Genomic DNA, 26,586 nt, shown 5'->3' with positions numbered 1-26,586 from the left:
GGTTCGCGCCGCGTTAATCCTACACCTGCGTTTCCTTGTCCGCATCCACCGCCGCCAGGATTTTGCCGAACAGTGCATCCGCGTGGGCGGAATTAAGCCAGCGCACAATCACCACCATCTTGCGTTCCGGTTCCACCCACGTGAACGAGCTGCCCGCGCCCACGCCGAAGAAGCTTGTGGCCGGCACGCTGGGAAACACGCGGCCTTGATCGTTCAGCCAGATCAGGTAGCCGTAATACGGCGCGATGGCGCATGGCGTGCGCATCGCCTGAATCCATTCGCGCGACAAGATCTGCTTGCCGTTGGCTTGCCCGTCGTTCAGCAGCATCTGGCCGATCAGCGCCTGGTCGCGCGCGCTGATGGACATGCCGCCGCCCCAATGCGAACCGCCCGGCACGGACGGCATGCGCTGGCCGTCGATCTCGACCCAGGCGGTGTCGTAGCCCACCCATTGCCAATCTTCACTGGCGCCAATGGGGCGCGTGACGGCTTCGCGGAACACGTCGGGTAAGGGCTTGCGGAACAGGTGCAGCAGCGCGTACGACAACTGGTTGATGCGCACGTCGTTGTATTCCCAATACGTGCCGGGGCGCTGCAAGGGGCGCGCATCGCCCTTCTTGCCATCGGGCGGCACGCCGAAGGTCACGGCGCGATAACGATCGGCCTGGTCCGACACGCCGAAGCGTTCGCCTTCCCATTCGCTGGTCTGTTGCAGCAGGTGGCGCCAGGTGATGTCGGCGTTCTGGCCTTCATCGAAGCCGATGCCCGGCACGCGCTTGCCCACGGGTTCGTCCACGTCGGGCAACAGGCCACGGTCATGCGCCACGCCCGCCAGGATCGCCAGGTACAGCTTGGCCACGCTGAAGGTCAGGTCGGCGCGTTCGGGCTCGCCCCATTCGGCCACCGTCTTGCCGTCCACCACCACCACGCCCGACACCGGGCCACGGTCGTGGATGGGGCCAAGCAGGCGGTTCCAGGGCGGCGGGTCGTTCAGGTGCACGCCAAAGCTGCCCTTGACGCTGCGGTCCCAGGTGGATTCGTGTTCATTGGCGAATTGGATCGCCTGCTGCATCAGCGTGTTCATGGTTTCCCTCGTCGTTGTGTTTGTCTTGGTCTTAAGCCGCCACGCCATCCGGGGCGCGCGCCAGGAATTCCATCGCGGCCCGCACGCCGCCCGCCTGGTGCGGTACTCCGGCGGCGGCCAGCCCCATTTCAACGCCGGCCAGCGTGCCGCACAGCGTCAAGTCATTGAAGTGGCCCAGATGCCCAATGCGGAAGATGCGGTCGGATAGCTTGCCCAGGCCCTGCCCCAGCGACATATCGAAGCGTTCAAGAATGACCTTGCGCAACGCGTCGGCGCCATGGCCTTCGGGCATCATCACGGCGGTCAGCGCGGGGCTGTGGGCAGCCGGGTCCAGGCTTAACAGTTCAAGCCCCCACGCGGCCACCGCCAGCCGCGTCGCGCGGGCATGGCGTTCGTGGCGCGCGAACACACGCGGCAAGCCCTCGGCCTGCAACATGGCCAGCGCTTCGTGCAGGCCGTACAGCAGATTGGTTGACGGCGTGTAGGGGAAATAGCCTTTGGCATTGGCCGTCAGCATTTCGCGCCAATCCCAATACGAACGGGGCAGCCGGGCGGTATCGGCGGCGGCCAGCGCGCGCGCGCTGACGGCGTTGAACGCCAGGCCGGGCGGCAGCATCAAGCCCTTTTGCGAGCCGGCCACGGTAACGTCCACGCCCCATTCATCGTGGCGGTAATCGATGGAGCCCAAGGACGATATCGTGTCCACCATCAGCAACGCGGGATGCGCGGCGCGGTCGATCGCGGCGCGCACGGCGGCAATGTTGCTGGTGACGCCGGTGGACGTTTCGTTATGCACCACGCACACCGCCTTGATGCGGTGCTGCGTGTCTTCGGACAGCCGTGCGCCGATCACGTCGGGGTCCACGGGGTGGCGCCAGTCGCTTTCGATGTAGTCCACGTCCAGGCCCAGCCGGCCCGCCAGCTTCTTCCACAGGCTGGCGAAGTGGCCGGTTTCCACCATCAACACGCGGTCGCCCGGCGACAGCGTGTTGACCAGCGCGGCTTCCCAGGCGCCGGTACCCGACGACGGAAAAATCACCACGGGCGACTGCGTCTGGAAAACGGCTTTGGACCCTTCCAACACGGCGCGGCCCAGCTCGCCAAACTCGGGGCCACGATGGTCGATGGTGGGTTGGTCTATGGCGCGCAAGACCCGGTCGGGCACGTTGGTCGGCCCCGGAATCTGCAAGAAGTGCCGGCCGGACAAATGGGAATTCAGGGAAAGCATGCGTAGCCCCACAGTGGAATTATTTGTATACCAACGAAAGATGCGCGGCGATTCAAACGGCTTTTGACACAGCCCCGGCCGAGCAGGCGGACTTGCGGCATGCGCCACTCTATCCCATTGTTTTTGCACCGATAACCTAGGGTATACACCCATGATTGAAGTCGCTGCGCGGGGTTTATAGTCTGAAAAAATTCGGGGAAAAGTTGGTATACCAATGAGCAGCAATCCTAGCCTGTTGCCGGATCTGGCCGGGTCGGCACACGCCGATTCCGCCCTGCCCGACGCGCCGCCGCAAGGGGCCGTGTCGCCGGCGCCGCGCGTTGCCGGCAACGGCCGCACGCTGCCTGGGGCCGTCGCCGGAGCGCTGCGCGAACGCATCATCCAAGGGGAATTTCCCCCCGGCTCCCGCCTGAACGAACGGGCGCTGTGCGACCTGTTGGGCGTGTCCCGCACACCGATGCGCGAAGCGTTTCGCGTGCTGGCGGCCGAGGGCCTGGTGCAGATCGAACCGAATCGTGGCGCGCAGGTGGTGGCGCTGTCGGAAGCCAATATCCGTGAAGCGTTTGAAGTGATCGGCGGGCTCGAAGCCATGTCGTGCCGGCTGGCGTGCGAACGCGCCACCGATCTTGAAATTGCCGAGATCCGCGCGCTGACCTACGAAATGATGGCCAGCCACGCGCGCCATGACCTGCCCACGTACTTTCATACCAACCGCGAAATTCACGAACGCATCAGCCTGGCCTCGCACAACAGCCTGCTCAAGCAGCTGTACGACGCGCAGAACGCGCGCATCCAGAACCTGCGGTTCGTGTCGAACGAGAACCGCCAGAAATGGGATCTGGCCATGCGCGAACACATCGACATGGCCGAGGCCCTGGACGCGCGCGACGCCGACCGGCTGGCCGGCATCATGCGGCAGCACTTGCAGCGCAAGTGCGAGGCCGCGCTGAAAAGCATCAACGCCGATGCAAGCATCAACGCCAATGCGGCACCCAAGACCGCGCCGTCGTCCGACTCTGATTGAGCCTGCCCTCCCAGCGCAAGGACGATAACGATAAAACCAGGGTGGCGCGGCCCGGAGCGAGATGATGGATACGCAGTACATGTAGTGCCTTCCACAGGAGCCTTCACCATGGCTGATAGTCGCTTCACACCTGCCTCACCCGCCCGACCCCGCACCCGCGGCGTCACTGCCGTCGCCCCCCTACGCGCCGCCGTCGCCGCCGCCCTCTTCGCCTGCGCCGGCCTTGCCGCCCAGCCCGCGCTGGCGGGCAAGAAAGACGACACCTTGCGCATGGCGTACGACCAGGCGCCCGAAAGCGTCGACCCGTACTTCAACAACGTGCGTATCGGCGTCATCATCGCCGCCAACGTCTGGGACACGCTGCTGTACCGCGACCCCGTCACCAACGAGTACAAGGGGCAACTGGCCAAAAGCTGGAAGCAGATCGACGACAAGACCATGGAATTCGAATTGCGCGAAGGCGTGAAATTCCATAACGGCGAAGAGTTCGATGCCGACTCGGTGGTGTACACGCTGAACTACGTGGCAGACCCGAAGAACAAAGCGGTCACGCAGCAGAACGTGTCGTGGATCGACAAGGTTGAGAAAATCGACAAATACAAGGTGCGCCTGACCACCAAGGAGCCCTTCCCTGGCGCCAAGGAATACCTGTCCACCACCGCCGCCATCCACCCCGCCAAGTACTACCAGGAAGTCGGCCCCAAGGGCATGAACGCCAAGCCGGTGGGCTCCGGCCCGTACAAGGTGGTGGACTATCAGCCCGGCAAATCCATCACGCTGGAACGCAACACCGACTACTTCAAGGACTCGCCCAAGGCGCAGCCGAAGATCGGCAAGGTGGTCATCCGCTTCATCCCCGACCGCCAGACGCAGATGGCCGAAGTCATCTCGGGCGGCGAAGACCTGATCATGAGCGTGCCCAAGGACCAGGCCGAACAGCTGGGCCAGATGCCCGACCTGCAAATGGTCACCGGCAACACCATGCGCATCGTGTTCATGCAGATGAACATCCAGGACGGCACCCCCGCGCCGCAACTGAAAGACGAGCGCGTGCGCAAGGCCATCATCCACGCCATCGACCGCGAATCCATGTTGAAAAACATCGTGGGTGAAGGCGGTGGGCTGATCAACACCATCTGCACGCCCTCGCAAGTGGGTTGCACGCAAGATGGCGCGCCCACCTACAAGTACGACCCGGCGCTGGCCAAGAAGCTGCTGGCCGATGCGGGCTACGCCAATGGCTTCGACATCGACATCGTGGCCTACCGCGAGCGCAACCAGACCGAAGCCATCATCAACTACCTGCAAGCCGTGGGCATCCGCGCCAAGCTCAACTTCTTGCAGTACGCCGCCATGCGCGACATGATCCGCGCCAATAAGGCGTCGCTGACCCACCAGACCTGGGGTTCCAACCTGGTCAACGACGTGTCGGCGTCCACGCCGGTGTACTTCGCCTTCGGTAATGACGACATCACGCGCGACCCCAAGGTGCGCGACCTGCTCAACAAGGGCGACCACACCATCGACAGCGAGCCGCGCAAGGCCGCCTACAAAGAAGCGCTGGACCTGATCGCGCAAAAGGCCTACGCGGTGCCCCTGTGGACGCTGCCCGCCTACTACGTCGCCACCAAGGACGTGAACTTCAAGCCGTATTCCGACGAACTGGTCCGCTTCTGGGACATGAGCTGGAAGTAGCCACGCGGGAAGTCACGCGCGGGGTAACGCCGGGCGGGCGCCACGCCCGTCCGGCGGGCTGAAACGTTAGAGGAAGTCCTATGCTTTATTTCACGATCAGGCGCCTGGGCCTGGCGGCGCTGGTGGCGCTGACCGTATCGATCCTGGCGTTCCTGCTGCTGCACCTGTCGGGCGACCCGGCGCTGGCGCTGGCCGGCGAAGGCGCGCGCCAGGCCGATATCGACATGATCCGCAAGACCTACGGGCTGGACCGGCCGCTGGTGGTGCAATACGCCGACTGGCTGTGGCACATCATGCAGGGCGATTTCGGCACGTCGGTGTACTTCAAGACCGAGGCCGGGCCGTTGATTCTGTCCAAGCTCAAAACCACCTTGCTGCTGGGCATGGGCGCGCTGGGCTTTGCGCTGCTGGTGTCGATTCCGCTGGGCGTGCTGGCCGCCATTTACAAGGGCAGCGTGATCGACCGCGTGTGCCTGGCGATTGCCGTGCTGGGCCAGGCCCTGCCAAACTTTTTCTTTGCGCTGATTTTGATCATGCTGTTTTCGATATCGCTGCGCATCCTGCCGGTGTCGGGCAGCGGCACCTGGCAGCATTTCGTGATGCCCGCGATTGCGCTGGGCTACTACGTGGCGCCGGCCTTCATGCGATTGATTCGCGCCGGCATGATCGAAGTGCTGGGCGCGGACTACATCCGCACCGCCCGCGCCAAGGGGCTGCCCGCGCGCAAGATCATCTTCAAGCACGCCCTGCGCAACGCCATCGTGCCGGTTGTGGCGCTGGCCGCCGTGCAACTGGGCTACCTGCTGGGCGGCTCGGTCGTCATCGAAACCATCTTCGCGCTGGACGGCCTGGGCTATCTGGCCTACCAGAGCATTACGTACAAGGACTATCCGGTGATGCAGCTGATTGTGCTGCTGCTGTCCGTGCTGTACGTGATGCTGACGCTAGCCGCCGATATCGCCAACGCGTGGCTCGATCCGCGCATCCGGGTGTCCTGACATGACCACGCCTATCCTCACCCCCTCCGTTCCCGGCGCGTCCGCCCCCGCCGCGATGGAACTGTCCGCATCCACCTTGCGCTGGCGCAGGCTGCGCCGCAACAAGGCGCTGCTGGCCGGTGGCGGCATCCTGCTCATCATCGTGCTGATCGCGCTGCTGGCGCCGTGGATTTCCCCGCACGACCCGTACTTCCAGGACCTGGCCTACCGCACCGCGCCGCCCGTCTGGTACGCCAAGGGCACGTGGCTGCATCCGCTGGGCACCGACCAGCTGGGCCGCGACTATATGTCTCGCCTGTTCTACGGCGCGCGCATTTCGCTGTTGATCGGCGTCAGCGTGGCGTTGATATCCGGAATCATCGGCACCGCCATGGGCATGGCCGCCGGCTACTTCGGCGGCAAGGTCGACATGGCCGTGTCGTTCCTGATCACCACCCGTTTGTCCATGCCCGTGATCCTGGTGGCGCTGGCCACGGTGGCCATCGTCGGTGGTTCGCTGTGGGTGGTGATCCTGGTGCTGGGCTTTTTGAAATGGGACCGCTACGCCGTGGTCATGCGCAGCGCCACGCAGCAGGTGCGGTCGCTGGAATACGTGGCGGCGGCGCAGGCGGCCGGCGCGTCCACGTGGCGCATCGTGTGGGGCGAAGTGCTGCCCAACGTGGTGCCGCAGCTGATCGTGATTGCCACGCTGGAAGCGGCCAGCGCCATCTTGCTGGAAGCCTCGCTGTCGTTCCTGGGCCTGGGCGTGCAACCGCCGCTGCCGTCCTGGGGGCTGATGATTTCCGAAGCCAAGGCGTACATGTTCTTTTCGTTCTGGCTGATCGCCATTCCGGGTTCGGCGCTGGCGTTGTTGATCTTTGCGATCAACCTGGCCGGCGACGGGCTGCATCAACTGCTGACGCCTGAAGAGAGGGCCTGACCATGGCCGACAAAGAAATTGTGCTGGACGTGCAAGGGCTGACGGTCGACATCGCCACGCCGCGCGGGCCGCTGCACGCCGTGCGCGACGTGTCGTTCCAGGTCAAGCGCGGCGAAACGCTGTGCCTGGTGGGCGAATCGGGCTGCGGCAAATCGATGACGTCGCTGGCCATCATGGGCCTGTTGCCCAAGGCGGCCAAGCGCACGACACGCCGCTTGGCGGTGTTGGGCGAAGACCTGTCCACCGCGCGTAGCCGCCGCATCAATGCGCTGCGCGGCAGCAAGATGGCGATGATTTTCCAGGAACCGATGACGGCGCTGAACCCCGCCTACGCCATCGGTGAGCAACTGACCGAACACTACATCCACCACCGCCATGCCAGCCAGCAACAGGCGCGCGACCGCGCGGTGGAACTGCTGGAAAAGGTGGGCATCGCCTCGGCCGGACAACGCCTGACGCAATATCCGCACCAGCTTTCCGGCGGCCTGCGCCAGCGCGTGATGATAGCCATGGCGCTGATGTGCGGCCCGGAACTGCTGATTGCCGACGAGCCCAGCACGGCGCTGGACGTCACCATCCAGGCGCAAATCCTGCGCTTGCTGGCGGACTTGCAGGCCGAGCTTGGCATTGCCATGGTGCTGATCACCCACGACCTGGGCGTGGTGGCGCGCATTGCGCAGCAGGTGGCGGTGATGTATGCGGGGCAGATCGTCGAGGAAGGCCCGGTCAAGGACATCTTCGCCACGCCGCGCCATCCGTACACAGAGGGTTTGCTGGGCTGTATCCCCGTGCCCGGGCGCACCCCGCCCGGCGAATCGCTGGGCACGATACCCGGCGTGGTGCCGTCATTGGTGGGCGAGCTGCGCGGCTGCGCCTTTGCCGACCGTTGCCGCTACGTGCAGCCGCAATGCCGCGACACCGTGCCCGTGCACGGCCAGCCGCCGCATCAACAATGGCGCTGCATCCGCGTTGAAGAAGGAGTCCTGGCATGAGCGCGCTGTTGCAAGCCGAAGCCGTCAGCCGGCAATTTTCGATCCGTTCGGGCATGTTCCGGCCGCGCAGCACGCTGCACGCCGTCAACGGCGTGGACCTGGCCGTGGAACGCGGCGCGGTGCTGGGCATCGTGGGCGAATCGGGCTGCGGAAAGTCCACGCTGGCCCGCATGCTGCTGGGCCTGACGCCGCCCAGCGAAGGCGCCATCAAGCTGGACGGCCAAGACATCCGCCAGATGGACCGCCGCGCGCTGGCGCGCCGGGTGCAGCCGATTTTCCAGGACCCATATTCGTCCTTGAACCCGCGCCGGTCCATCGCGTCCATCGTGTCGCTGCCGCTTGAGGTGCACGGCATCGCCAACCCCAAGATGCACAAGGCCATCGAGATGCTGGAACGCGTGGGCCTGCCTCCCCGGCTGGCGCACAACACGCCGGGGCAGCTGTCCGGCGGCCAGCGCCAGCGCGTGGCGATTGCGCGCGCGCTGGTCATGAACCCGGAAATCGTCATCTGCGACGAGCCGACATCCGCGCTGGACGTATCCGTGCAAGCGCAGATCATGAACCTGCTGATGGAACTGCGGCGCGAGTTCAACCTGACGTATGTGTTCATCAGCCATAACCTGGCGGTGGTGGAACACATCGCCACGCATGTGGCGGTGATGTACCTGGGGCGTGTGGTGGAATCGGCGCCCACGGCCAAGTTGTTCCACGACCCGCACCATCCCTATACGCAGGCCTTGCTGGCGTCGGTGCTCACGCCCGAACCGGGCCTGGGCATTCCGGACATGGGCTTGGGCCTGTCGTTCCCCGACCCCTTGCATCCGCCGCCCGGTTGCCCGTTTCACCCGCGTTGCCAACACGCCATGCCGCAATGCAAGGTGGAGCGGCCCGCACTGACGCTGCGTGACGGGTCCGTGGTGGCTTGCCATCTGTATCCCGAATCCGGCGCTGCATCGACCGCGGCATCTGCTTCCATTTCTAGTGCTGCTTCCCTTTCCTCTTCAATTCCCAACTCCACCGGAGCCCGCTCATGACCCGCGAGCAAGCCATCGCCCAAGCAGAACAGTGTTTTGATTCGGGCGCCTTCCGCGCCCTGCTGGCGCGGCGCCTGGCGCTGCCCACCGAAAGCCAGAACCCCGAGCGCGCCGCCGTGCTGGCCGACTACCTGGAATCCGAGATCCGCCCGGCCTTCGAGGCGCTGGGTTTCACCTGCCGCACCCTGACGCATCCCAAGGCGCTGGCGCCCTTCCTGTACGCCGAGCGCATCGAAGACGCCGCCCTGCCCACCGTGCTGGGCTATGGCCACGGCGACGTCATCCGTGGGCTGGAAAAGGAATGGAAGGAAGGCTTGACGCCCTGGGCGCTGACCGAAGCCGAAGGCCGCTGGTATGGCCGGGGCATTGCCGACAACAAGGGGCAGCACACGATCAACATGGAAGCGCTGCGGCTGGTGCTAGAAGCGCGCGGCAAGCTGGGCTTCAACGCCAAGTATCTGATTGAAATGGGCGAAGAGACGGGCTCGATGGGCTTGCGCGAACTGTGCGCCGAATATCGCGACATGCTGGCGGCCGACTTGCTGATTGCATCCGACGGCCCGCGTCTTGCCCCCCAGCGCCCCACCATCTTCCTGGGCGCGCGCGGCAGCCTGAACGTTGATCTGTCTATCGAGGCACGGGCCGGCGGCCACCATTCGGGTAACTGGGGTGGGCTGATTTCCAACCCAGGCATTCAGCTGGCGCACGCCATATCGACCATCGTGTCGCCCACCGGGCAGATCCGTATTCCGGAATGGGTGCCGACCGAACTACCCGCCGCCGTGCGCCGCGCCTTGGCCGACTGCCAGGTGGACGGCGGCTCGGACGGCCCCGAGATCGAACCGGACTGGGGCGAACCTGGCCTGTCGCCCGCCGAGCGCGTGTTCGGCTGGTGCTCGTTTGAAGTGCTGGCCTACAAGACCGGCAACCCGGAAACGCCCGTCAACGCCATCCCGCCGCGCGCCTGGGCGCGTTGCCAGCTGCGCTTTGTGGTCGGCGTGGACCCGGACGACCTGATCCCGGCCCTGCGCCGGCATCTGGACAGCCACGGCTTTTCGATGGTCAAGATTGCGCTGACGCGCGAATCCATGTTCCGCGCCACGCGCATCGATCCGGACGATGCCTGGGTGCAATGGGCGGTGGATTCGCTGGAACGCACGTCGGGCCAGAAGACGGCGCTGCTGCCCAACCTGGGCGGTTCGTTGCCCAACGACATCTTCACGGATGTGCTGGGCCTGCGCACGATCTGGGTGCCGCATTCCTACCCCGGTTGCTCGCAGCACGCGCCCAACGAACACTTGCCGCCCGAACTGCTGCGCCAGGCGCTGGGGTTGATGACGGGTCTGTACTGGGACCTGGGCGCGGGCGACACGCCACCGCTGTCGCGCTGAGGTTTTCCGAGACTGGGCGCGGGGCGGGCTTGAAGCGGGCTTGAAGCGGGCTTGGGGTTGGGCTTGGGGTGGGCCGCGCGTTACTTCCCCGTTCGCAGGAAATCGATGAACCGCCGCACCTTGGCGCTGACGTGGCGGGTGTCGGGATAGACGGCGTGCACCGGCTGGCGCGGCAACGTGTACGACGGCATCACCCGCAGCAACGTGCCGCGGGCCAGGGGCTCTTCCAGCAACCAATCCGGCAAGGCGGCCACGCCACAGCCAGCTTCGGCAAAGGCCAGCAACGCCGACGCCGTGTCCGCATGCGCCACAGGCGCCACGCGCACCGCGTGGTCGCGCCCCTTGCTGTCCGTCAGCCGCCAAGGGTCGATGCGACCCGGCCGGTTGGCCAGCCAAGGCAAGGCGGCCAACGCCTGGAGCGAGCGCGGCGCGCCATGTTCGGCCAGCAGCGCCGGGCTGGCCACCAACAGCAGCTTGAATTCGCCGATGCGCGTGGCGCGGTAGCTGGAGTCCGCCAGCGCCCCCACGCGGACCGCCACATCCAGGCGTTCGCCGATCAGATCCGCTTGCGTGGAGCTGGCCTGGTAACCCACCCGAAGCGCCGGGTGCAAACGCGCGAACGCCGCCAGCGCGGGCACGACGACACGGTTGCCGTAGTCCACCGAGGCCGTCACGCGCAAGCTGCCCGATAAAGCCGCCTGGCCGGATCTTGCCTGGTCCACGGCCGCGTCCGCGTCTTGCAGCAGGCGCACACAGTCGGCATGAAAGCCCTCGCCTGCCTGCGTCAGCGCCAACCGGCGCGTGCTGCGCGTCAAGAGCGCCACGCCCAATTCCTGTTCCAGCTGCTTGACGTTGAAACTGACGACGGCCTTGGTCGTGCCCAACGCATCGGCCGCCGCCGTGAACGAACCGGCATCGACCACCGCGACGAACATCGACAGGCGATTCAGATTGATCATGGCCCGCTTCATTGTCAAAAAAACACGAACAGTATATCGGCCCACAGGCGGTGTTTCCGCGACATCGAAATTTCTAGAATGGCGTTCTTTGTTGATTACACGGCGTTATTCATGACCGACCTGTCTACCCCTAGCCTGCGCCTGGCGCTGGACGCCCACGCCCGCATCGAGCAATGGATCGGCAACGCCGATACCCCGCCGCCGGTGCTGGCCGCCCTGCTGGACGCCTTTGCGCCCGAGTTCAGCATGATTACCGCAGACGGGCAGCGGCTGCCGCCCGGCGCCCTGCCCGCCTTGTTCGCCGGACTGCGCGGCTTGCGCCCCGGCTTGAAGATCCAGATCGACGAGCTGGCCGTGCGCCATGCGGACGCCGGCGCGGCGCTGTTGACGTATCGCGAACGCCACGCCTGGAACGGCGGCGCCACACAGCGGCGCGCCAGCGCGCTGTTCATGGCGGGCGCGGATGGACAGCCGCAATGGGCGCATCTGCATGAGACCTGGGCCTGACGGTCGGGCTATATCCCCGGCGCCTATTCCTCGGCGCCTATGCCCTTGGAGGCTATATCCCCGGCAGCTATAAACAAGCGGCAAATAAATCGTTGGCGGGCGCCACGCGATTCTTTAGAGTCCAACGCCTTCGCCCGCCTCAACACGGGGTGCGGGCCTATCCCAACGAGCCGCTGTCATGCCTACCCGATTCCAAGCCGTACGCCGCACCACCCTGACTACCTTGGCCCTGACCCTGGCGCTGGCCGGCGCCGGCGCCGCGCACGCCGAACAGCGCGTTGTCCGCATCGTCGTGCCCTACGGCACGGGCGCGGTGCAGGACACCATTGCACGCGCCATCGGCGACGAACTGGGTCAGGCGTTGGGCGCGTCCATCGTGGTGGAAAACCGCGCGGGCGCGGGCGGCACGGTGGGCACCTCGCAGGTGGCGCGCGCCACCCCCGACGGCAACACCCTGGTGCTGGCCGCCGCCAGCCACAACATTGCCGGGTATCTGTACAAGAACCTGAGCTATGACCCCTACAAAGACTTCACCGGCGTGGCGTACCTGGGCAACACCGGCTACATCATCCTGGCGTCCTCCAGCCTGAACGCGAAGACCACCGCCGACTTCATCCAGGCCATCAAGGCTAAACCCGGCGCGTACGACTATGCCTCGGCCGGCAACGGCAGCGCGTCGCACCTGGGCATGGCGTCGTTCCTGGCCGCCTCGGGCGCGCAGATGCAGCACATTCCCATGAAGTCCACCGGCGACGCCGTCACCGAACTGCTGGCCGGCCGCGTCCAGGCGGTCACCGCCGCCACCATCGGCGTAACCGCCTATCGCAACGACCCGCGCGTGACGTTCCTGGCCTACACGGGCAAGACCCGCTCGCGCTTCGCGCCCGACCTGCCCACCGTCGCCGAAAGCGGCCTGCCCGGCTACGCCTTCGATTCCTGGCTAGGACTGCTGGCGCCCGCCGGCCTGCCCGCCGCCGAACGCGACAAGATCAACGCGGCGGTGAACAAGGTATTGGCGGATCCGAAGGTGCAGGCGCGCCTGGCCTCGTTGGGCGTGGAGGCCGACGCCAAGACGCCCGCACAGTTTCAGGATCTGCTGAAGGCGGATTGGGAAGCGGCGGGCAAGTTGGTCGCGGCCTCGGGCGCTCGGGTGGAATGACGGCGGGCGCGGGGCGGCGCAGTGCCCGGCGCCGCCACCGCGAATGCCATGACAATCCCCTTGTACGCGCACAGAGCCAAGTGTGACTGTGGTCCCCAAAAAAACCGGGGCCGATAAAAACGGGGGGCCAAAAAAAAGCCCCCGTCAGGAGGCTGGTCGTTGATGCCGGATGCCGTCAAGCAGCAGCCGGGTAATGAATTCCGCTATCGCACGCTGCTGGGGCGCATCCGGCATCTGGCGCGTGAAACGTTCGATGATGCCCATCAAGGACTGCGCCAACCAGTCGGGGGATATTTCGGGCCGGAACAGGCCGGCCTGCTGCTCGGCGCGGACGTTGTCGGCAATCATCGTCACCAGCTCATCCTTGAGCGCTTCCGCCTCGGCCACCTGGAAGAAACCGATGCGTGTCAGGTTGGAGTCTTCCTGCAAGATGCCCAGCAAACGCAGCACGCCGCCCTGGATGCGCTCGGCCAATTCGGCGCCTTCCAGTCCGGCGGGCAAGCGCGCTTCGGTAATCGCCTGGCGCAAGCGCTGCGCGAACATGCCCACCAGTTCATCGTAGGCCGCTTGCTTGCTGGAAAAGTACTGGTAGAACACCGGCTGCGTCACGCTGGCGCGAGCCACGATGTCGCTGATACGCGTGTGCTGGAAACCGCGCTCCGCGAACTCGGCCGCGGCAACTTCAAGTAGCTGTAGGCGGGTGCGTTCGCCTTTGGTAAGACGTTTGTCTTGCGGTGTAGAAAGGGGTCGTGCCGTCATCATCGCGAGAAAGTACACCGCTTCCCGGGTTTGCGCTACTAGTGCGCCCGGCCCGGCGCAACATGCTGTCACGCGGCCTATCGCGGTGCCCTGTCCCCTGCCTTCTTGCTGACATTTGTCTTAAAACGTCCCCGACGTCGTCACGCAACATCCTCGGCGTACGTCGTGTCGCCACCCACCTTCTTGCGGTGGGGACGCGCTTTGAAGTCAGTTGAAATCCCCGTAGCTTTTGCAACAACTTTTGGTGCCCGCGCAGCAGTAAAGTAACGCTATCGCCGTGTGCATATTGACCGTAATCCCGCGCGCGGCGGACAGGAGCAAGATCATGAAACGGTTTACAGGCCGGATGCGTGTCGTAGCGTTGGCGCTTGCCGTGGCAAGTGCGCCCGTGATGGCGGGCGGACACGGCGGCGGCTGGGGTGGCGGCGGTGGTGGATACCACGGCGGCGGCTATCACGGCGGTTACTACGGTGGTAATAATTACCACCACCACGGCGGTGGCGGCAGCAGCTCGGCCGGATGGTGGGTCGGCGGCGCCTTTGCGCTGGCTGCGGTGGGCCTGTTGCTGGCGGCCGATTCCGGCCCGACCTACGCACAAACCAGCGTCTACGCGTCGCCCGGCGTGGCCTACACCAGCCCGGTGTACGGCGCGCCGGTCTACGCGGCGCCGCCGGTGTATTCGGCCCCGCTGACGTCCGCGCCGCTGTACGCCGAGCCGCCCGTTGCCTATGCGCAACCCGAGCCGCAATACAAGCCGGTGCAGTACGAAGCAGCGCCCAAGGTCAGTTCGGCGCAGGCCAATGCCACGGCCGAATGCCAGCGCTGGGCCATGAACCAAAGCGGGTACGACCCGGCCACCATCACGCAATGGACCACGCAAGTCATGGTGGACACCTACAACCATTCGCTGGATTCGTGCATGAGCAGCCGGGGCTACCGCGCCAACTGATGCCGCTTTCCGGGTAATCCCGATTGTCCCCGCGCGCCGGCCTGCACACACTGCATGCCGGCGCGTTGCTTTACCGCGCCGTGGACATCCGCGGCGACCCAGCCGCGACACCAAGGGGAAGCCATGTTGAATTTCAAGCGGCTTGCGGGGCTTTGCGCATTCAGCGCGGCCTGCGCCGTCTCATCCATCGCCCTGGCCCAGGCCGACGCCAAGCCACAGGCGCTGACCATCGTCGTGCCTTACGGGGCGGGCGGCATCGTGGACAACACCGCGCGCGCGTTTGCCCAGAAGCTGGCCACGGAATTGGCGCGGCCGGTCGTCGTTGAAAACCGGGGCGGCGCGGGCGGCATGATCGGCATGAATACCGTTGCCCGCGCCCACGACGAGAACACGCTGGGCTTTACCGCCGTCAGCCCGGTTACGCTGTCGCCGCACGTGATGAAGACGCTGTATGACCCCTTGAAGGACCTGGCGCCGGTGGCCGCCGTGATGTATTCGCCGGTGTACCTGGTGGGCGGGCCGAAGTTCACGGGCAAGAATTTCAAGGACATGGTGGACCAGGCCAAGGCGGACCCGGACGGTTTGTCGCTGGCAACGGCGGGCGTGGGGTCGCTGGGGCATTTGATGCTGGAACAGATCAACGGGCAGGCAAAGGTGCGCATCACGCACGTGCCCTACAAGGGCATGGCGCAGATGGTGCCCGATGCGCTGGGCGGGCAGTTCACGCTGATGCTGGTCAACGCGTCGGCCCCCGTCAATACGCTGATCCAGGAAGGCAAGCTGAAGCTGCTGGCCGTGGGGTCGCCCAAGCGGTTGCCGGGCTGGCCCGAGACGCCGACCTTTGCCGAACTGGGCTACCCGATGGCGAACATGACGTCCACCTTCGGCTTTTTTGCGCCGGCGTCCACCAGCGCGGAGTTTCGGCAGCGCATGAACGCGGTGATCAACAAGGTGGCGGCCATGCCCGACATCAGCAAGCCGCTGACGGATGCGCTGAACATCATGTCGCCGGGCAGCGTCGAGCAATTCGCGTCTCAGGTGCAACGCGAATACGTGGACAACGGCAAGATCGTGAAGGCGGCGAACATCCGCGCGGAATAGGCGGGGAAAGAACGCGGAAAAAATCCCGAGCCTATGCCGAACGTATGCCGAACGCATGCCGAACATATGCCGAACGCATGCCGAACGCATGCCGAACGCATGCCGAACATATGCCGAGGAATTGCGGCATACGCGCCGCAACGGCGGCCACCTCGCGCATGCAAGGCGGACCGCTCAGCGCCGCCAACCGCGCCAGATGAAGGCCATGCCGGCGGCCAGCAGCAAGGTCGCCGGCAGTATCCAGACAAAGCCGGACGACGTGTAGACCACCTGCTCGACCGGATCGTAGTAGCGGCCCAGCTCATTGAAGTCCCACTTCCAGTAGAACGCGTACCAGGCGTAAAAGAAGAATGCGGACAGGGCCAGGCACAGCACGGCGGCAAGGCGCAGCAGTTGACGGGACGATCGTGATGAATGTGACGATCGTGATGAATGTAAGGGATGCGAAGAACGCGACGAATTCGACCGACGCGACCGATTCGACCAAAGCGACGAATTCGACCAAAGCGACCCGCGCCCAGCGGCGGATTGCGTTGCGCTGGAATCGCTGCCGGCTTGCGTTCCGAGCCGTTTGCGGGATGCGCGGACAGCTGACGCCGCCACCAACCCCACCAACATCACCAACGCCAGCCCTCCCAGCAGCACCAGAACGCCAACGCTAGCCCACATCCCGGGCCTCCAGCTGTGCCAGCCACGCCTGGGCGTCCGCCCATTGCTTTTCGCTGAAGACGCGCACGCCGGCGCGGGTCAGCAATTGAGCTGTGACGCCCACGCCGGATTGGCGCCGGCCAGCAAAATGACCGTCGTAGACATAGCCGCTGCCGCAAGACGGGCTGCCTTCCTTCAAGACGGCAATGCGAATGCCGTGTTGCCGGGCAAGCGCCAGCGCGGCATGGGCGCCCTGCACAAAAGGCACCGTGACATCCTGCCCCGTTACCGCGATGACGCGCGCGCCGCTGGCCAACACGTCGGCGGCACGCTTGCCCGCCTCGATTTCAGCGGGCGGGCGCGGCACGGGCATGCCGCCCGCCACCTCGGGGCAGACGGGCACGACCCGGCCTTCGTCGCGCCAGCGCGCCAGCACCGCGTCACCGTGAGGCACCCCGCGCCCGTCGTAGCGCACGGGGTTGCCCAACAGGCACGAACTGATGAGCACATATTGCATCGGCAAGCCCCAGGCTGACGATGACGCCCTGACGAATCAGGACGCCGAGTCGTCCGACTTGCGCGTGCGGCGCGTACGGCTGGCCGACTTGGCGGGCGCGGCATCCGCGTCGGCCGGGGCGGCGTTATCGGCCGACTGCGCCGCGCGCTTGCCGGCGGGCTTGGCTGCCGTTTTTGCTGCGGTTTTGGAGGCCGACTTCGTTGCGGTCTTGGCTGCGGTCTTAGTTGCGGTCTTAGTTGCGGTCCCGGTTGCGGTCCCGGTTGCGGTTTTGGACGGCGTCTTCGTTGCCGTCTTGGCCGCGGACTTGGCTGCCGTGTCGCTTGCCGTGTCGCTTGCCTTACCGGCGGTCTTGTCCGACGCCGTCTCAGCCGTCGTATCGGCCGCTGACTTACTCGCCGACTTGGCCGGCGTCTTCGCTGCCGACTTGGCGGCAGGCTTGGCTTGCGGCTTGGACGATTCCGATGCGGAAGCGGACGTGGGCGCAGCCGGTTCGGTGATCCGGCGCAGCACGGCGCCCTCGAACGGGTCGGTGACCTTGGCCGGCGCCTTGTTGCCCGGCTCGCGGCGCGCCTCGGCGGGCGCTTCAACAAACGTCCACTCGGCAATATTCACGGCCGGCAGCGGTTGGCGTGCTTGCGGCAACGGCGTCGGCATGGGCGGCAGGCGCGACGGCTGCACAGGCTTGGACGCCTGGGCACGGGCCAGCGCATCGGCGCGCATGGCGTCAACCTTGGCGGCTTCACGAGCGGCGGCTTGCGCGGCTTGCTCGGCGGCGGCGGCGGTAGCCGCTGCCGCGGTGGCCGCAGCAGCGGCGGCGTCGGCGGCCTTGGCAGTATTGGCCTGGACGTCGTCCGACGGGTTCCCCGGCGACGATTCGCCCACCGCCGACTCACTGGCCAGGGCGTTTACGTGCGTGCCGTGACGGGCGCGATCGCGCCCACGGTCCCGGCCACGATCACGTCCGCGATCTCGCCCGCCTTCGCGTCCGCCACGGCCCCGATCGCGCTCACCTTGGCGCTCACCCTCGTGCTCACCCTCACGCGCGGCGACGGGGGCTTGCCCGGTAGTGGACGCATCATCCTCTGTGGACACACCCGTCACCGGCGAAGCCTGCGGCGCGGCAAACGTTTCATCGGCGTCGGCGGCAACGGGCGAGGCCGAATCCGCGTCAAACGAAGCAGACTCGTCCTGCGCCAGCGTCTCACCGCCGGCATCGTTGGCGCCCTGCTCGGCCGAATAGCCGGTGCCGCGGCCCGACCGGCGGCCCCCGCGCGATTTGCGGGAAGAGCGGGATTGGGACTGAGATTCTTCCTGGGCGGCGTCGCCTTGCGCGTCGTCAGCATCCGCCACGGCAGCCTGGCGCGATGGCGCGTTGCGCCCGCCGTTGCCATTGGCCGCGCGGTTCACCGGCGGCGCGGCGTCGATGCTGTCGCGATACACGTACGTGCCCGATTTTTCTTCGCGGCCCACGTCCAGCAAGCCGCGCGACTGCGCTTCATCCAGCAGGTTGCCGAAGGCGCGAAAGCCGTAGTACGACTCGTTGAAATCCGGCTTGCGGCGCTTCAGCGCATCTTTCAGCGCCGACGCCCAGATCTTGCCGCTGTCGCCGCGTTCAGCCATCAGCGCTTCGAAGGTCTCGACGACCATGTCGACGGCCTGGGTCTTGCGGGCTTCCAGTTCTTCCTTGCGGCGAATCTCTTCGTCAGGCGTGCGGCGCTGCGCGGTGCCGGCGGCGGCGCCGCCGCGATTGTCGCGGCGGGCGTCGGCGGTGCGCTGGCCTTCGCGCGCCAGGTCGTCATAGAAAATGAATTCGTCGCAGTTGGCAATCAGCAGGTCCGACGTGGATTGCTTGACGCCGACGCCGATCACCTTCTTGTTGTTCTCGCGCAGCTTTGACACCAGCGGCGAAAAGTCGGAATCGCCGCTGATGATCACGAAGGTATTGACGTGCGACTTGGTGTAGCAGAAGTCCAGCGCGTCCACGACCAGCCGGATATCGGCCGAATTCTTGCCCGATTGGCGCACGTGCGGAATTTCGATCAGCTCGAAGTTCGCCTCGTGCATGGGGGCCTTGAATTCCTTGTAGCGTTCCCAGTCGCAATAGGCCTTTTTAACCACGATGCTGCCCTTGAGCAGCAGCCGTTCCAGCACAGGCCGGATGTCGAACTTCTGGTATTTGGTGTCCCGCACACCCAGCGCCACGTTCTCGAAGTCGCAGAAAAGCGCCATGCTGACGTTTTCGTTGGGGGTAGTCATTTTCTTCTCCAAAGCCGCGGCGGCCACGTGCTTCGGGCCGCCAGATAGCGCTCATGATATACATATCCGGCTTCACCCCCCCCGCCTTGGCGCAATTTTCCCCACGCGCCACCTCGACCCGGCCCTATTTCCAACGCGGCCGATCGGGTTCCTGACAGCATCCCTTAAGCCGGCGCTTACCGGCCCTTTCCCCCCGCTTTCCGGTGGATTGACTCGGCCGCGCGCTGGCTAGAATTCCCGACAATCCGGCATTCCGGCTCGGCGTGCCATTCCCTTCGGGCAAGATCCATGAATCCGTCTACCCTCATCGGCGCCGCCGTCGGCCTGCTTACCCTTGTCATCGTCGTGGCGCTGTCCGCTACCGACGCCAGCATGTACCTGAACCTGCCCGGCCTGGCCATCGTGCTGGGCGGCACCTGCGCGGCGCTCTTCATCGCCTATCCGCTGCCGGAAGTGCTGCGTATCTTCAAGCTGGTGCGCACCGTGTTCCGCAACGACCAGCACGATCAGCAACGCGACATCGAAGAGCTGGTGTCCATGGCGCAACTGTGGATGAACACGGATGTGCACAAGGTCGAGCAGGAACTGAAGAAGGTGTCGAACCCGTTTCTGCGTACGGGCGTGCAGCTGATTATCGACAACACCCCCGAAGACCAGATCATTGAAGTGCTGCAATGGCGCGTGGCGCGGTTGCGCGCCCGCGAGCAGGCCGAAGCGCAGATGTTCCGCGTCTTGGCCACGTTCGCGCCCGCCTTCGGCATGCTGGGCACGCTGGTGGCGCTGATCAATCTGATGGCCGTGCTGGGCGACGGCAGCATGACGATGATCGGCCAGCATCTGGCCGTGGGGCTGATGACGACGTTCTACGGCATCTTGCTGGCCAACCTGATCTGCAAGCCCATCGCGCTGAAGCTGGAACGCCGCACCGCGCGCCGCGTCGAATCCATGAACATGGTGCTGCAAGGCATCTCGATGATGTGCGAGAAGCGCGGCCCGGCCATGGTGCGCGAAACGCTCAATTCGTTCGTGCTGCACGTCGAAGACGAAATCTATGACGGCGGCCAGGGCGCAGCCAAGGCCAAGGCCAAGACGGAAGGCCAGGTCAAGCCGGTCCCCGCGTCCACCCAAGCCGCCGCGCAGCCCGTGTCCATCACCCGTCCGGCCGCCGTGCGTCAATGAGCCTGATTTCACCTTCCCTGGCGCAGCGGATCGAACAGGCCCGCCAGGCCCAACTGCGCGCCCAGAAAGCGGCGGACAACAGCGGCTGGCGCCCCAGCAAAAGCGACCGCAAGGACCGCTACGCGCGCTGGCACGTGGACGAAACGCCCGAGCAAGACGCCGAGAACTGGCTGCTGAGCTATCTGGACCTGATCACCCTGCTGCTGGCGATGCTGGTGGTGATGCTGGCCGTCTCGCGCCTGCATGGCCAGCCGACGGAAGCATCGGGCAAGCCGATTGAATTGGTGGGCACGCTGGCCACCGCCGGGCTGCCCAAGTACGACGGCGAATACGCCGAGTTCGACGCCGTCGCCATTCCGGCCAGCTGGGCCGAGCCGCCCGCCCCTGCCGCCACGGCTGACGCCGCCCCCGCCGAGGACGGCGAGAAAGTGGCCGATGCCGCGCCGCCGCTGAAGGCGCCGTCCAAGGAATCGTTGGGCCTGGGCGACCTGGCCAAGTCGGTGGATGTGATCATCAACGAGCAGTCCGTCAGCTTCCGCATCAGCAATGAATTGCTGTTCCCGTCCGGCCAGGCCACGCTGAGCCCGTCCGGTCTGGACGTGATCAAGCGCCTGGCCACCATCCTGAACAAGAACGCGTACCAGGTGTCGGTGGAAGGCCATAGCGACCCGGTGCCGATCCAGACGCGCCAGTTCGCCTCGAACTGGGAACTGTCCAGCAGTCGCGCCACCAGCGTGCTGCGCGAGTTGGTGCGCGACGGCGTGGCCGCCGACCGCCTGCGCGCGGTGGGCTATGCCGAAACGCGGCCCATCGAATCGAACGACACGCCGGCCGGCCGCGCCGCCAACCGCCGCGTCGAGCTGATCATGGACATTGCGCCCAAGCAGATCGCCGCCAAGGCCGCGCCGTCTTCGGCGCCGGCGACCGGGGAAAAGGCGGCAACGGCTGCGACGGTGCCCGCTGCGAAAACGGCCGCGCCTCAGCCGGCCGCACCTATGCCGGCAGCACCCAAGCCGGCCGCCACGGCGGACAGCGCAGCCGCGCGATCCTGAGCGTGTCTTGTCAAAGAAAAACCGGCCCAGCCGGTTTTTCTTTGCCATTGATTCCCCGGCGCAAAGGCTGACAAAAGCCTCACGCCTGGGGTGGCGTGGCGCCGCGCGGCGGCGTTAAGCTCGCCCCATCGGCCTGTCGGCCAGAACCGGGAAAAACCATGTCCTATATGTTGCTGATCGTAGAACCCGTAGGCCAACGCGCCCAGCGCACGCCCGACGAAGGCCGCGAGGCCTACGCGCAAATGGTGCGCTACGCCGAAGACCTGAAAGGCCGGGGCCTGCTGGTCAGCGCCGAATCGCTGAAGTCGGAATCCGAAAGCGTCCGGCTACAGGTCCGCAACGGCGAGCGGTCCTTGATGGACGGCCCGTTTGCCGAAGCCAAGGAAATGATCGGCGGCTTCTTCCTGCTGACGGTGGACACGCGCGAAGAAGCGCTGGCCGTGGCGGCCGAGTGCCCGGCGGCCGAATGGGCCACGGTAGAAGTCCGGGAGCTTGGACCGTGTTTCATGTGAACACGCAGTGTCGTCATTGCGACACCCCCACCATTTGCACGAATGACTGCACTTACATAAACTGCATGCATCGAATGCATATGGAGGCAACGCATCATGCCTATGTTGACTGTCCGGAACATCTCCGACGAAGTGCACCGCGCGCTGCGCGTGCGGGCGGCCCAGCATGGCCGCAGCACGGAAGCGGAGGTGCGCGCCATTCTGGAAGATGCCGTCAAGCCCGAAGGTCGGGTCAAGCTGGGTTCGCTGCTTGCGCGTATCGGCAACCAAGCCAAACTGACCGACCAGGAAGCCGCCCTGTTCGACCAACGCGACAAAACGCCTGCCGCGCCGCCGAGGTTCGAATGATTCTGCTGGATACCAACGTCATCTCCGAGCCGCTGCGCCAGGCGCCATCCGATGCCGTCATTGCCTGGATCGACAGGCAGCCGCTGGAAACCCTGTTTCTATCGGCGGTCACGGTTGCCGAATTGCGTTTTAGCGTGGCCTGCATGGCTGCCGGCAAGCGCCGCAACGTCTTGCAAGACAGTCTGGAACAACAAGTGCTGGCGCTATTTGCCGGGCGCGTGCTGCCTTTCGACACCGCCGCAAGCCAGCAGTACGCCGCTTTGATGGCGCGTGCGCGGGCCTCGGGCCAGGCAATTGCCGCGGCGGATGGATACATCGCCGCCACCGCCGCTGCGCACGGCATGAGCGTCGCCACGCGGGACGTGGCGCCTTTTACGGCGGCGGGCGTTTCAGTGATCGATCCCTGGCAGTCGTAGCGCGTCAGCAATTGCCTTTCTTGGCTTGCCCCGGCGGACAGAAGCCGCCACGGCCGCCACCGTCATGCGGATCAACCACCACGGACCCGCTGGGGGTGTAAACGGCGCAGCCGGACAGCAGCGAAACCAGCAAGGCAAAACTACAGAGCATTCTCATGTCGATATTCAGGGCAAGGGGTTTGAAACGCTGGCAGTGTATGGGGACAGGCTGCAACCAGGGCTGCACCTTGGTAACAAGCTGTTGACCCTGGTAGTTACCCGAATATTTGCGGATTGATGTCGATTGATGTCGATTTGAAGGAACGCCGTTCGTCGTCTTGATACCCACCCCATCAAGGAGAGACCCATGCGTTTCATGATCCTCGTCCGGGCAACGCCCGACAGCGAAACCGGCATGATGCCCGACGAAAGCCTGCTGGCCTCGATGCTGGCGTACCACGAAGCCTTGGCCAAGGCCGGCGTGCTGCTCGATGCCAACGGCCTGCACCCCACGTCCAAAGGTTGGCGCGTACAGTACTCGGACGGCCAGCGCCAGGTCATCGACGGGCCGTTTGCGGAAACGAAGGAATTGATTGCCGGCTACACCCTGATTCAAGTGCGCTCGCGCGAGGAAGCGATGCAATGGGCGCTGCGCTTTCCGCAGCCCTTTCCCGGCCAGCCCTGCGAGATTGAAGTGCGCCAACTTTTTGAGCTGGACGAATTCGAACCCAGCAAGGAAGTGGAACGCTTTCGTGACTTGACCGGCCCCACCCGCTGACCCCGCCTTTGATCCCACCGCCCCTTCCCGGAGACCCCCCATGCCCAAGAAGATATTCGTCAACCTCGCCATCGGCGACATGCAGAAATCGCAAGCCTTTTTCAAGCAACTGGGCTTCAGCTTCAATCCGCAGTTCACCAACGACCAGGGCGCCTGCATGGTCATCAGCGACGACATCTACGCCATGTTGCTGACGCGCGATTTCTTCAAGGGCTTCACCAGCAAGCCGCTGGTTGACGCCACCAAGGCAACGGAAGTGCTGCTCTGCCTGTCTTGCGACAGCCGCGCCGAAGTTGATGACCTGGTGGCCCGCGCCGTGGCGGCTGGTGGCACCGCGCCGCGCGAACCGCAGGACCACGGCTTCATGTACGGGCACGGCTTCGAGGACCCGGACGGCCATATCTGGGAGCTGGTCTACATGGAGCCCGGCCACGTCGAACAATCCGGCCAAACCGACAAAGCCGACCAAACCGTCAAAACCGATCAGACCGGACAGGCATGACACAAGCGGCCACGCATCGCGCTATCGAGGCGGTCTGGCGGATCGAGGCCGCCAGCGTCATCGCCGGCGTCGCGCGGCTGGTGCGCGACGTCGGGCTGGCCGAAGAACTGGCGCAGGATGCGCTGGTGGCCGCCCTGGAACGCTGGCCCGACACCGGCGTGCCGGACAACCCGGGAGCCTGGCTGATGACGACCGCAAAAAACCGCGCCCGCGACCGCTTGCGGCTGGACGCGCTGCACACCCGCAAGCACGAGCAGATCGGCCACGAACTTGAAGCCTTGCAGGCGGACGTGGAGCCCGACTTTGTCGATGCGCTGGACGCCGCGCGCCAGGACGATATCGGCGACGACCTGCTGCGCCTGCTGTTTACCGCTTGCCACCCGGTCTTGTCCACCGACGCGCGCGTGGCATTGACGTTGCGGCTGTTGGGCGGGCTGTCCACCGCCGAGATCGCCCGCGCGTTCCTGGCGTCGGAATCCACCATTGCACAGCGCATCGTGCGCGCCAAGCGCAACCTGACGGCGGCCAACGTGCCGTTTGAAGTCCCCGCCGCGCAAGACCGCGGGGCGCGGCTGGCCTCTGTGCTGGAAGTCATATACCTGATCTTCAATGAAGGCTATTCGGCCACGTCCGGCGACCACTGGACGCGCCCGGCGCTGTGCGACGAGGCGCTGCGCCTGGGGCGCATCCTGGCCGAACTGAGCCCGGACGAGGCCGAGGTGCACGGGTTGGCGGCGTTGATGGAACTGCAAGCCTCGCGCCTGCATGCGCGCACGGACGCCCAGGGCCGGCCCGTCCTGCTGATGGACCAGGACCGCGCCCGCTGGGACCCCTTGCTGATCCGGCGCGGGCTGGCCGCCCTGGCCCGCGCCGCCGCGCTGGGCGGGCCGCCCGGCCCTTATGTCCTGCAAGCCGAACTTGCCGCCTGCCACGCGCGCGCGGCAACGCCCGGCGACACCGACTGGCCGCGCATCGTTGCGCTGTACGACGCGCTGGTGCAGTTGGTGCCCTCGCCCGTGGTCGCGCTGAACCGCGCCGTGGCCGTGGGCATGGCGTTCGGGCCACAAGCGGCGCTGGATTTGGTCGACGCGCTGGCCGACGAGCCCGCGCTGGCCAACTACCACTGGCTGCCCAGCGTGCGCGGCGACCTGCTGGCCAAATTAGGCCGCATCGCCGAAGCGCACGAACAATTCGAGCGCGCGGCCGGCATGACCCGCAACGCTCGCGAACGCGAACTGTTGCAGGGGCGAGCGAAAGCGATGCGGGAATAGCCGCTTTGTCTTCGACTTTGGCTCCGGCTTCGGCTTCGGCTTTGGCTTCGACTTTGGCTCCGGCTCCGGCTTCGACTTTGGCTTCGGCTTCGGCTTCGGCTTCGGCTTCGGCTTCGGCTTCGGCTTCGGCTTCGACTTCGACTTCGACTTCGACTTCGACTTCGACTTCGGCTACAGCTTCGACTTCGGCTACGGCTCTGGCTCCGGCTCCGACTTCGGCTTCCCCTTGGCCCGGGGCCTGCATTGGCTTCATACACGCCGACGCATCCACCGATTCCGCACCGTGCTTAAATCCGAAGCATGGCTTCCCCGCTCGCCGCCTCCCCGTTCTCTGCCACCCCCGACGCTCCCGCCCTGACGGGCGTGCCGGCGGCGTTCGATCATCCCAATGACCGCGCCGAATTCCGCCGCGCCGCGCATCTGCCCGGCGTGGAGCTGTACCGCGCGCACATCATCCGCCACGCCTTCGAACCCCACACGCACGAAGCCTATGGACTGGGCGCCATCGAATCCGGCGTCGAACGCTTCCGGTATCGCGGTGCGGACCACCTGGCGCCTTCGGGCTCGGTCGTGCTGATGAACCCCGACGAACTGCACACCGGCCGCGCCGAAACGGTGGGCGGCTGGCGCTATCGCATGGCGTACATCGACTCCGACGTGGTGGCGCGGGTATCTGGCGAAAGCGGCTGGTGGTTCAACGCGGCCGTCGGCCATGACGCGGCCAGCGCGCAGCGCGTCACCGCCCTGCTCGACTGTTTATGGCAGGCACATGAACCGCTGGCTTTCGACAGCGCGCTGTATACGCTGGTCTATGAATTCCGCCGTCACGCCCGGGTGCCGAATAACGCGCCGACCGAGGGCGCGCCGCGTTTTGCGCCTGTCATCGACTATCTGCGGGCAAACCTGTCGCGCCGCTTGACGCTGGACGAGCTGGCGGCGGTGGCCGGACTCAGCCCCTTTCATTTCCTGCGACGCTTTCAGTCGCACTATCACGCCACGCCGCAGCAAATGCTGATGGCACTGCGGCTGTTCGAAGCCAAGCGCCTGTTGGCCGATGGCATTGCGCCGGCGCAGGTGGCGCTGGCAGCGGGTCTGACCGACCAGGCGCATTTGACGCGGTCATTTTCACGCCGCTACGGCGTGACGCCCGCCCGCTATCAGAAGCAGGTGCGCCGATAGGCAGGCGCGCGCCCACCTTCGAATCCGGAACAGGATAAGGACCCACCGCAAGCGCCAAGCGCCCAGCGGCTGCGCGCACGCGCCGGCCGCACCGCAATCTGGTACAAGATTTACCGGCCCGCCCTGGCTAGACTGCCCCATCGATACGCA

General features: G+C 65.7%; 28 protein-coding genes. 20 read left to right on the top strand and 8 right to left on the bottom strand.

Annotated elements, in window-relative coordinates:
- Positions 1-19 precede the first annotated feature (19 nt).
- Both AC6LJY_RS13855 and AC6LJY_RS13850 read right to left on the bottom strand, forming a co-directional pair.
- Complete coding sequence (locus tag AC6LJY_RS13855) at positions 20-1,084, bottom strand: serine hydrolase domain-containing protein (RefSeq protein WP_498136193.1); 1,065 nt, start codon at positions 1,082-1,084, stop codon at positions 20-22.
- A gap of 31 nt (positions 1,085-1,115) precedes the next feature.
- Entirely contained in the window at positions 1,116-2,312 is a 1,197-nt protein-coding gene (locus tag AC6LJY_RS13850) for a pyridoxal-phosphate-dependent aminotransferase family protein (RefSeq protein ID WP_219992388.1), read from the bottom strand.
- Between the two features lie 214 nt (positions 2,313-2,526).
- On the opposite strand from AC6LJY_RS13850, the gene AC6LJY_RS13845 reads away from it, so the two are divergent.
- The 7 genes from AC6LJY_RS13845 (at position 2,527) to AC6LJY_RS13815 (ending at position 10,365) form a co-directional block, all read left to right on the top strand.
- Complete coding sequence (locus AC6LJY_RS13845; protein ID WP_498136192.1) at positions 2,527-3,336, top strand: GntR family transcriptional regulator; 810 nt, start codon at positions 2,527-2,529, stop codon at positions 3,334-3,336.
- Between the two features lie 108 nt (positions 3,337-3,444).
- Complete coding sequence (locus AC6LJY_RS13840; RefSeq protein ID WP_498136191.1) at positions 3,445-5,031, top strand: ABC transporter substrate-binding protein; 1,587 nt, start codon at positions 3,445-3,447, stop codon at positions 5,029-5,031.
- Positions 5,032-5,111: 80 nt separating this feature from the next.
- Positions 5,112-6,029 (top strand): ABC transporter permease, encoded by a 918-nt coding sequence (locus AC6LJY_RS13835; RefSeq protein WP_104143827.1) that lies wholly within the window; start codon positions 5,112-5,114, stop codon positions 6,027-6,029.
- Position 6,030: 1 nt separating this feature from the next.
- Complete coding sequence (locus AC6LJY_RS13830; protein WP_314365136.1) at positions 6,031-6,948, top strand: ABC transporter permease subunit; 918 nt, start codon at positions 6,031-6,033, stop codon at positions 6,946-6,948.
- A gap of 2 nt (positions 6,949-6,950) precedes the next feature.
- A complete protein-coding gene (locus AC6LJY_RS13825; protein WP_046807226.1) occupies positions 6,951-7,940 on the top strand; it encodes an ABC transporter ATP-binding protein in 990 nt (329 codons plus the stop codon).
- Positions 7,937-8,974, top strand: a complete 1,038-nt coding sequence (locus tag AC6LJY_RS13820; RefSeq protein ID WP_498136190.1) for an ABC transporter ATP-binding protein — start codon at positions 7,937-7,939, stop codon at positions 8,972-8,974. The genes AC6LJY_RS13825 and AC6LJY_RS13820 overlap by 4 nt, the downstream gene beginning before the upstream one ends.
- On the top strand, positions 8,971-10,365 hold the full coding sequence (locus AC6LJY_RS13815) for a M20 family metallopeptidase (protein WP_498136189.1): 1,395 nt from the start codon (positions 8,971-8,973) through the stop codon (positions 10,363-10,365). The genes AC6LJY_RS13820 and AC6LJY_RS13815 overlap by 4 nt, the downstream gene beginning before the upstream one ends.
- An 80-nt stretch (positions 10,366-10,445) precedes the next feature.
- Here the strand turns inward: AC6LJY_RS13815 and AC6LJY_RS13810 are convergent, their stop codons facing one another.
- Positions 10,446-11,324: a LysR family transcriptional regulator gene (locus tag AC6LJY_RS13810; protein WP_498136188.1), complete on the bottom strand. Its 879-nt coding sequence runs from the start codon at positions 11,322-11,324 to the stop codon at positions 10,446-10,448.
- A 111-nt stretch (positions 11,325-11,435) separates the two neighbouring features.
- Here AC6LJY_RS13810 and AC6LJY_RS13805 point away from each other — a divergent pair, with 111 nt between their 5' ends.
- On the top strand, positions 11,436-11,831 hold the full coding sequence (locus AC6LJY_RS13805) for a hypothetical protein (protein WP_052946131.1): 396 nt from the start codon (positions 11,436-11,438) through the stop codon (positions 11,829-11,831).
- Between the two features lie 178 nt (positions 11,832-12,009).
- On the top strand, positions 12,010-12,990 hold the full coding sequence (locus AC6LJY_RS13800) for a tripartite tricarboxylate transporter substrate-binding protein (protein ID WP_314365126.1): 981 nt from the start codon (positions 12,010-12,012) through the stop codon (positions 12,988-12,990).
- A 144-nt stretch (positions 12,991-13,134) separates the two neighbouring features.
- Here AC6LJY_RS13800 and AC6LJY_RS13795 read toward each other — a convergent pair whose 3' ends face one another.
- Complete coding sequence (locus AC6LJY_RS13795; RefSeq protein WP_498136187.1) at positions 13,135-13,752, bottom strand: TetR/AcrR family transcriptional regulator; 618 nt, start codon at positions 13,750-13,752, stop codon at positions 13,135-13,137.
- 322 nt (positions 13,753-14,074) lie between these two features.
- On the opposite strand from AC6LJY_RS13795, the gene AC6LJY_RS13790 reads away from it, so the two are divergent.
- Together AC6LJY_RS13790 and AC6LJY_RS13785 are read left to right on the top strand one after the other, a co-directional pair.
- The gene (locus AC6LJY_RS13790) at positions 14,075-14,698 is read left to right on the top strand and encodes a hypothetical protein (RefSeq protein WP_046807508.1); all 624 of its coding nucleotides are present in this window, start codon (positions 14,075-14,077) and stop codon (positions 14,696-14,698) included.
- 123 nt (positions 14,699-14,821) lie between these two features.
- Positions 14,822-15,799, top strand: a complete 978-nt coding sequence (locus tag AC6LJY_RS13785) for a Bug family tripartite tricarboxylate transporter substrate binding protein (protein WP_498136186.1) — start codon at positions 14,822-14,824, stop codon at positions 15,797-15,799.
- A 174-nt stretch (positions 15,800-15,973) separates the two neighbouring features.
- On the opposite strand, the gene AC6LJY_RS13780 is transcribed toward AC6LJY_RS13785, so the two are convergent.
- From AC6LJY_RS13780 to AC6LJY_RS13770, 3 genes are all read right to left on the bottom strand, one after another.
- Positions 15,974-16,174 carry a hypothetical protein gene (locus tag AC6LJY_RS13780; protein WP_255444785.1) on the bottom strand — a complete coding sequence of 67 codons (201 nt, stop codon included), beginning with the start codon at positions 16,172-16,174 and terminating at the stop codon, positions 15,974-15,976.
- 283 nt (positions 16,175-16,457) lie between these two features.
- A complete protein-coding gene (locus AC6LJY_RS13775; RefSeq protein WP_120155300.1) occupies positions 16,458-16,964 on the bottom strand; it encodes a 2-thiouracil desulfurase family protein in 507 nt (168 codons plus the stop codon).
- 36 nt (positions 16,965-17,000) lie between these two features.
- A complete protein-coding gene (locus AC6LJY_RS13770) occupies positions 17,001-19,220 on the bottom strand; it encodes an NYN domain-containing protein (protein ID WP_498136185.1) in 2,220 nt (739 codons plus the stop codon).
- Positions 19,221-19,508: 288 nt separating this feature from the next.
- Here AC6LJY_RS13770 and AC6LJY_RS13765 point away from each other — a divergent pair, with 288 nt between their 5' ends.
- The 5 genes from AC6LJY_RS13765 (at position 19,509) to AC6LJY_RS13745 (ending at position 22,727) form a co-directional block, all read left to right on the top strand.
- Positions 19,509-20,399 (top strand): motility protein A, encoded by an 891-nt coding sequence (locus AC6LJY_RS13765; protein WP_046807505.1) that lies wholly within the window; start codon positions 19,509-19,511, stop codon positions 20,397-20,399.
- The gene (locus tag AC6LJY_RS13760; RefSeq protein WP_498136184.1) at positions 20,396-21,451 is read left to right on the top strand and encodes an OmpA/MotB family protein; all 1,056 of its coding nucleotides are present in this window, start codon (positions 20,396-20,398) and stop codon (positions 21,449-21,451) included. The genes AC6LJY_RS13765 and AC6LJY_RS13760 overlap by 4 nt, the downstream gene beginning before the upstream one ends.
- Positions 21,452-21,609: 158 nt before the next feature.
- A complete protein-coding gene (locus AC6LJY_RS13755; RefSeq protein WP_046807504.1) occupies positions 21,610-21,963 on the top strand; it encodes a YciI family protein in 354 nt (117 codons plus the stop codon).
- A 96-nt stretch (positions 21,964-22,059) separates the two neighbouring features.
- Complete coding sequence (locus tag AC6LJY_RS13750) at positions 22,060-22,311, top strand: FitA-like ribbon-helix-helix domain-containing protein (protein WP_046807503.1); 252 nt, start codon at positions 22,060-22,062, stop codon at positions 22,309-22,311.
- Positions 22,308-22,727: a type II toxin-antitoxin system VapC family toxin gene (locus AC6LJY_RS13745; protein ID WP_498136183.1), complete on the top strand. Its 420-nt coding sequence runs from the start codon at positions 22,308-22,310 to the stop codon at positions 22,725-22,727. Before AC6LJY_RS13750 ends, AC6LJY_RS13745 begins: the two co-directional genes overlap by 4 nt.
- A gap of 4 nt (positions 22,728-22,731) precedes the next feature.
- Here the strand turns inward: AC6LJY_RS13745 and AC6LJY_RS13740 are convergent, their stop codons facing one another.
- Positions 22,732-22,884 carry a hypothetical protein gene (locus tag AC6LJY_RS13740; protein ID WP_498136182.1) on the bottom strand — a complete coding sequence of 51 codons (153 nt, stop codon included), beginning with the start codon at positions 22,882-22,884 and terminating at the stop codon, positions 22,732-22,734.
- Between the two features lie 189 nt (positions 22,885-23,073).
- Here AC6LJY_RS13740 and AC6LJY_RS13735 point away from each other — a divergent pair, with 189 nt between their 5' ends.
- From AC6LJY_RS13735 to AC6LJY_RS13720, 4 genes are all read left to right on the top strand, one after another.
- Positions 23,074-23,484, top strand: coding sequence for a YciI family protein (locus AC6LJY_RS13735; protein ID WP_314365582.1), 411 nt, complete (start codon positions 23,074-23,076; stop codon positions 23,482-23,484).
- 40 nt (positions 23,485-23,524) lie between these two features.
- Complete coding sequence (locus AC6LJY_RS13730) at positions 23,525-23,986, top strand: VOC family protein (RefSeq protein WP_498136181.1); 462 nt, start codon at positions 23,525-23,527, stop codon at positions 23,984-23,986.
- The gene (locus tag AC6LJY_RS13725) at positions 23,983-25,257 is read left to right on the top strand and encodes an RNA polymerase sigma factor (protein ID WP_498136180.1); all 1,275 of its coding nucleotides are present in this window, start codon (positions 23,983-23,985) and stop codon (positions 25,255-25,257) included. Before AC6LJY_RS13730 ends, AC6LJY_RS13725 begins: the two co-directional genes overlap by 4 nt.
- Before the next feature lie 300 nt (positions 25,258-25,557).
- Positions 25,558-26,436 carry an AraC family ligand binding domain-containing protein gene (locus AC6LJY_RS13720; protein ID WP_498136179.1) on the top strand — a complete coding sequence of 293 codons (879 nt, stop codon included), beginning with the start codon at positions 25,558-25,560 and terminating at the stop codon, positions 26,434-26,436.
- Positions 26,437-26,586: the final 150 nt, after the last annotated feature.

The organism is Achromobacter sp. RT286_PF (assembly GCF_059760425.1).
This window is presented reverse-complemented; position numbering and strand designations above follow the sequence as displayed.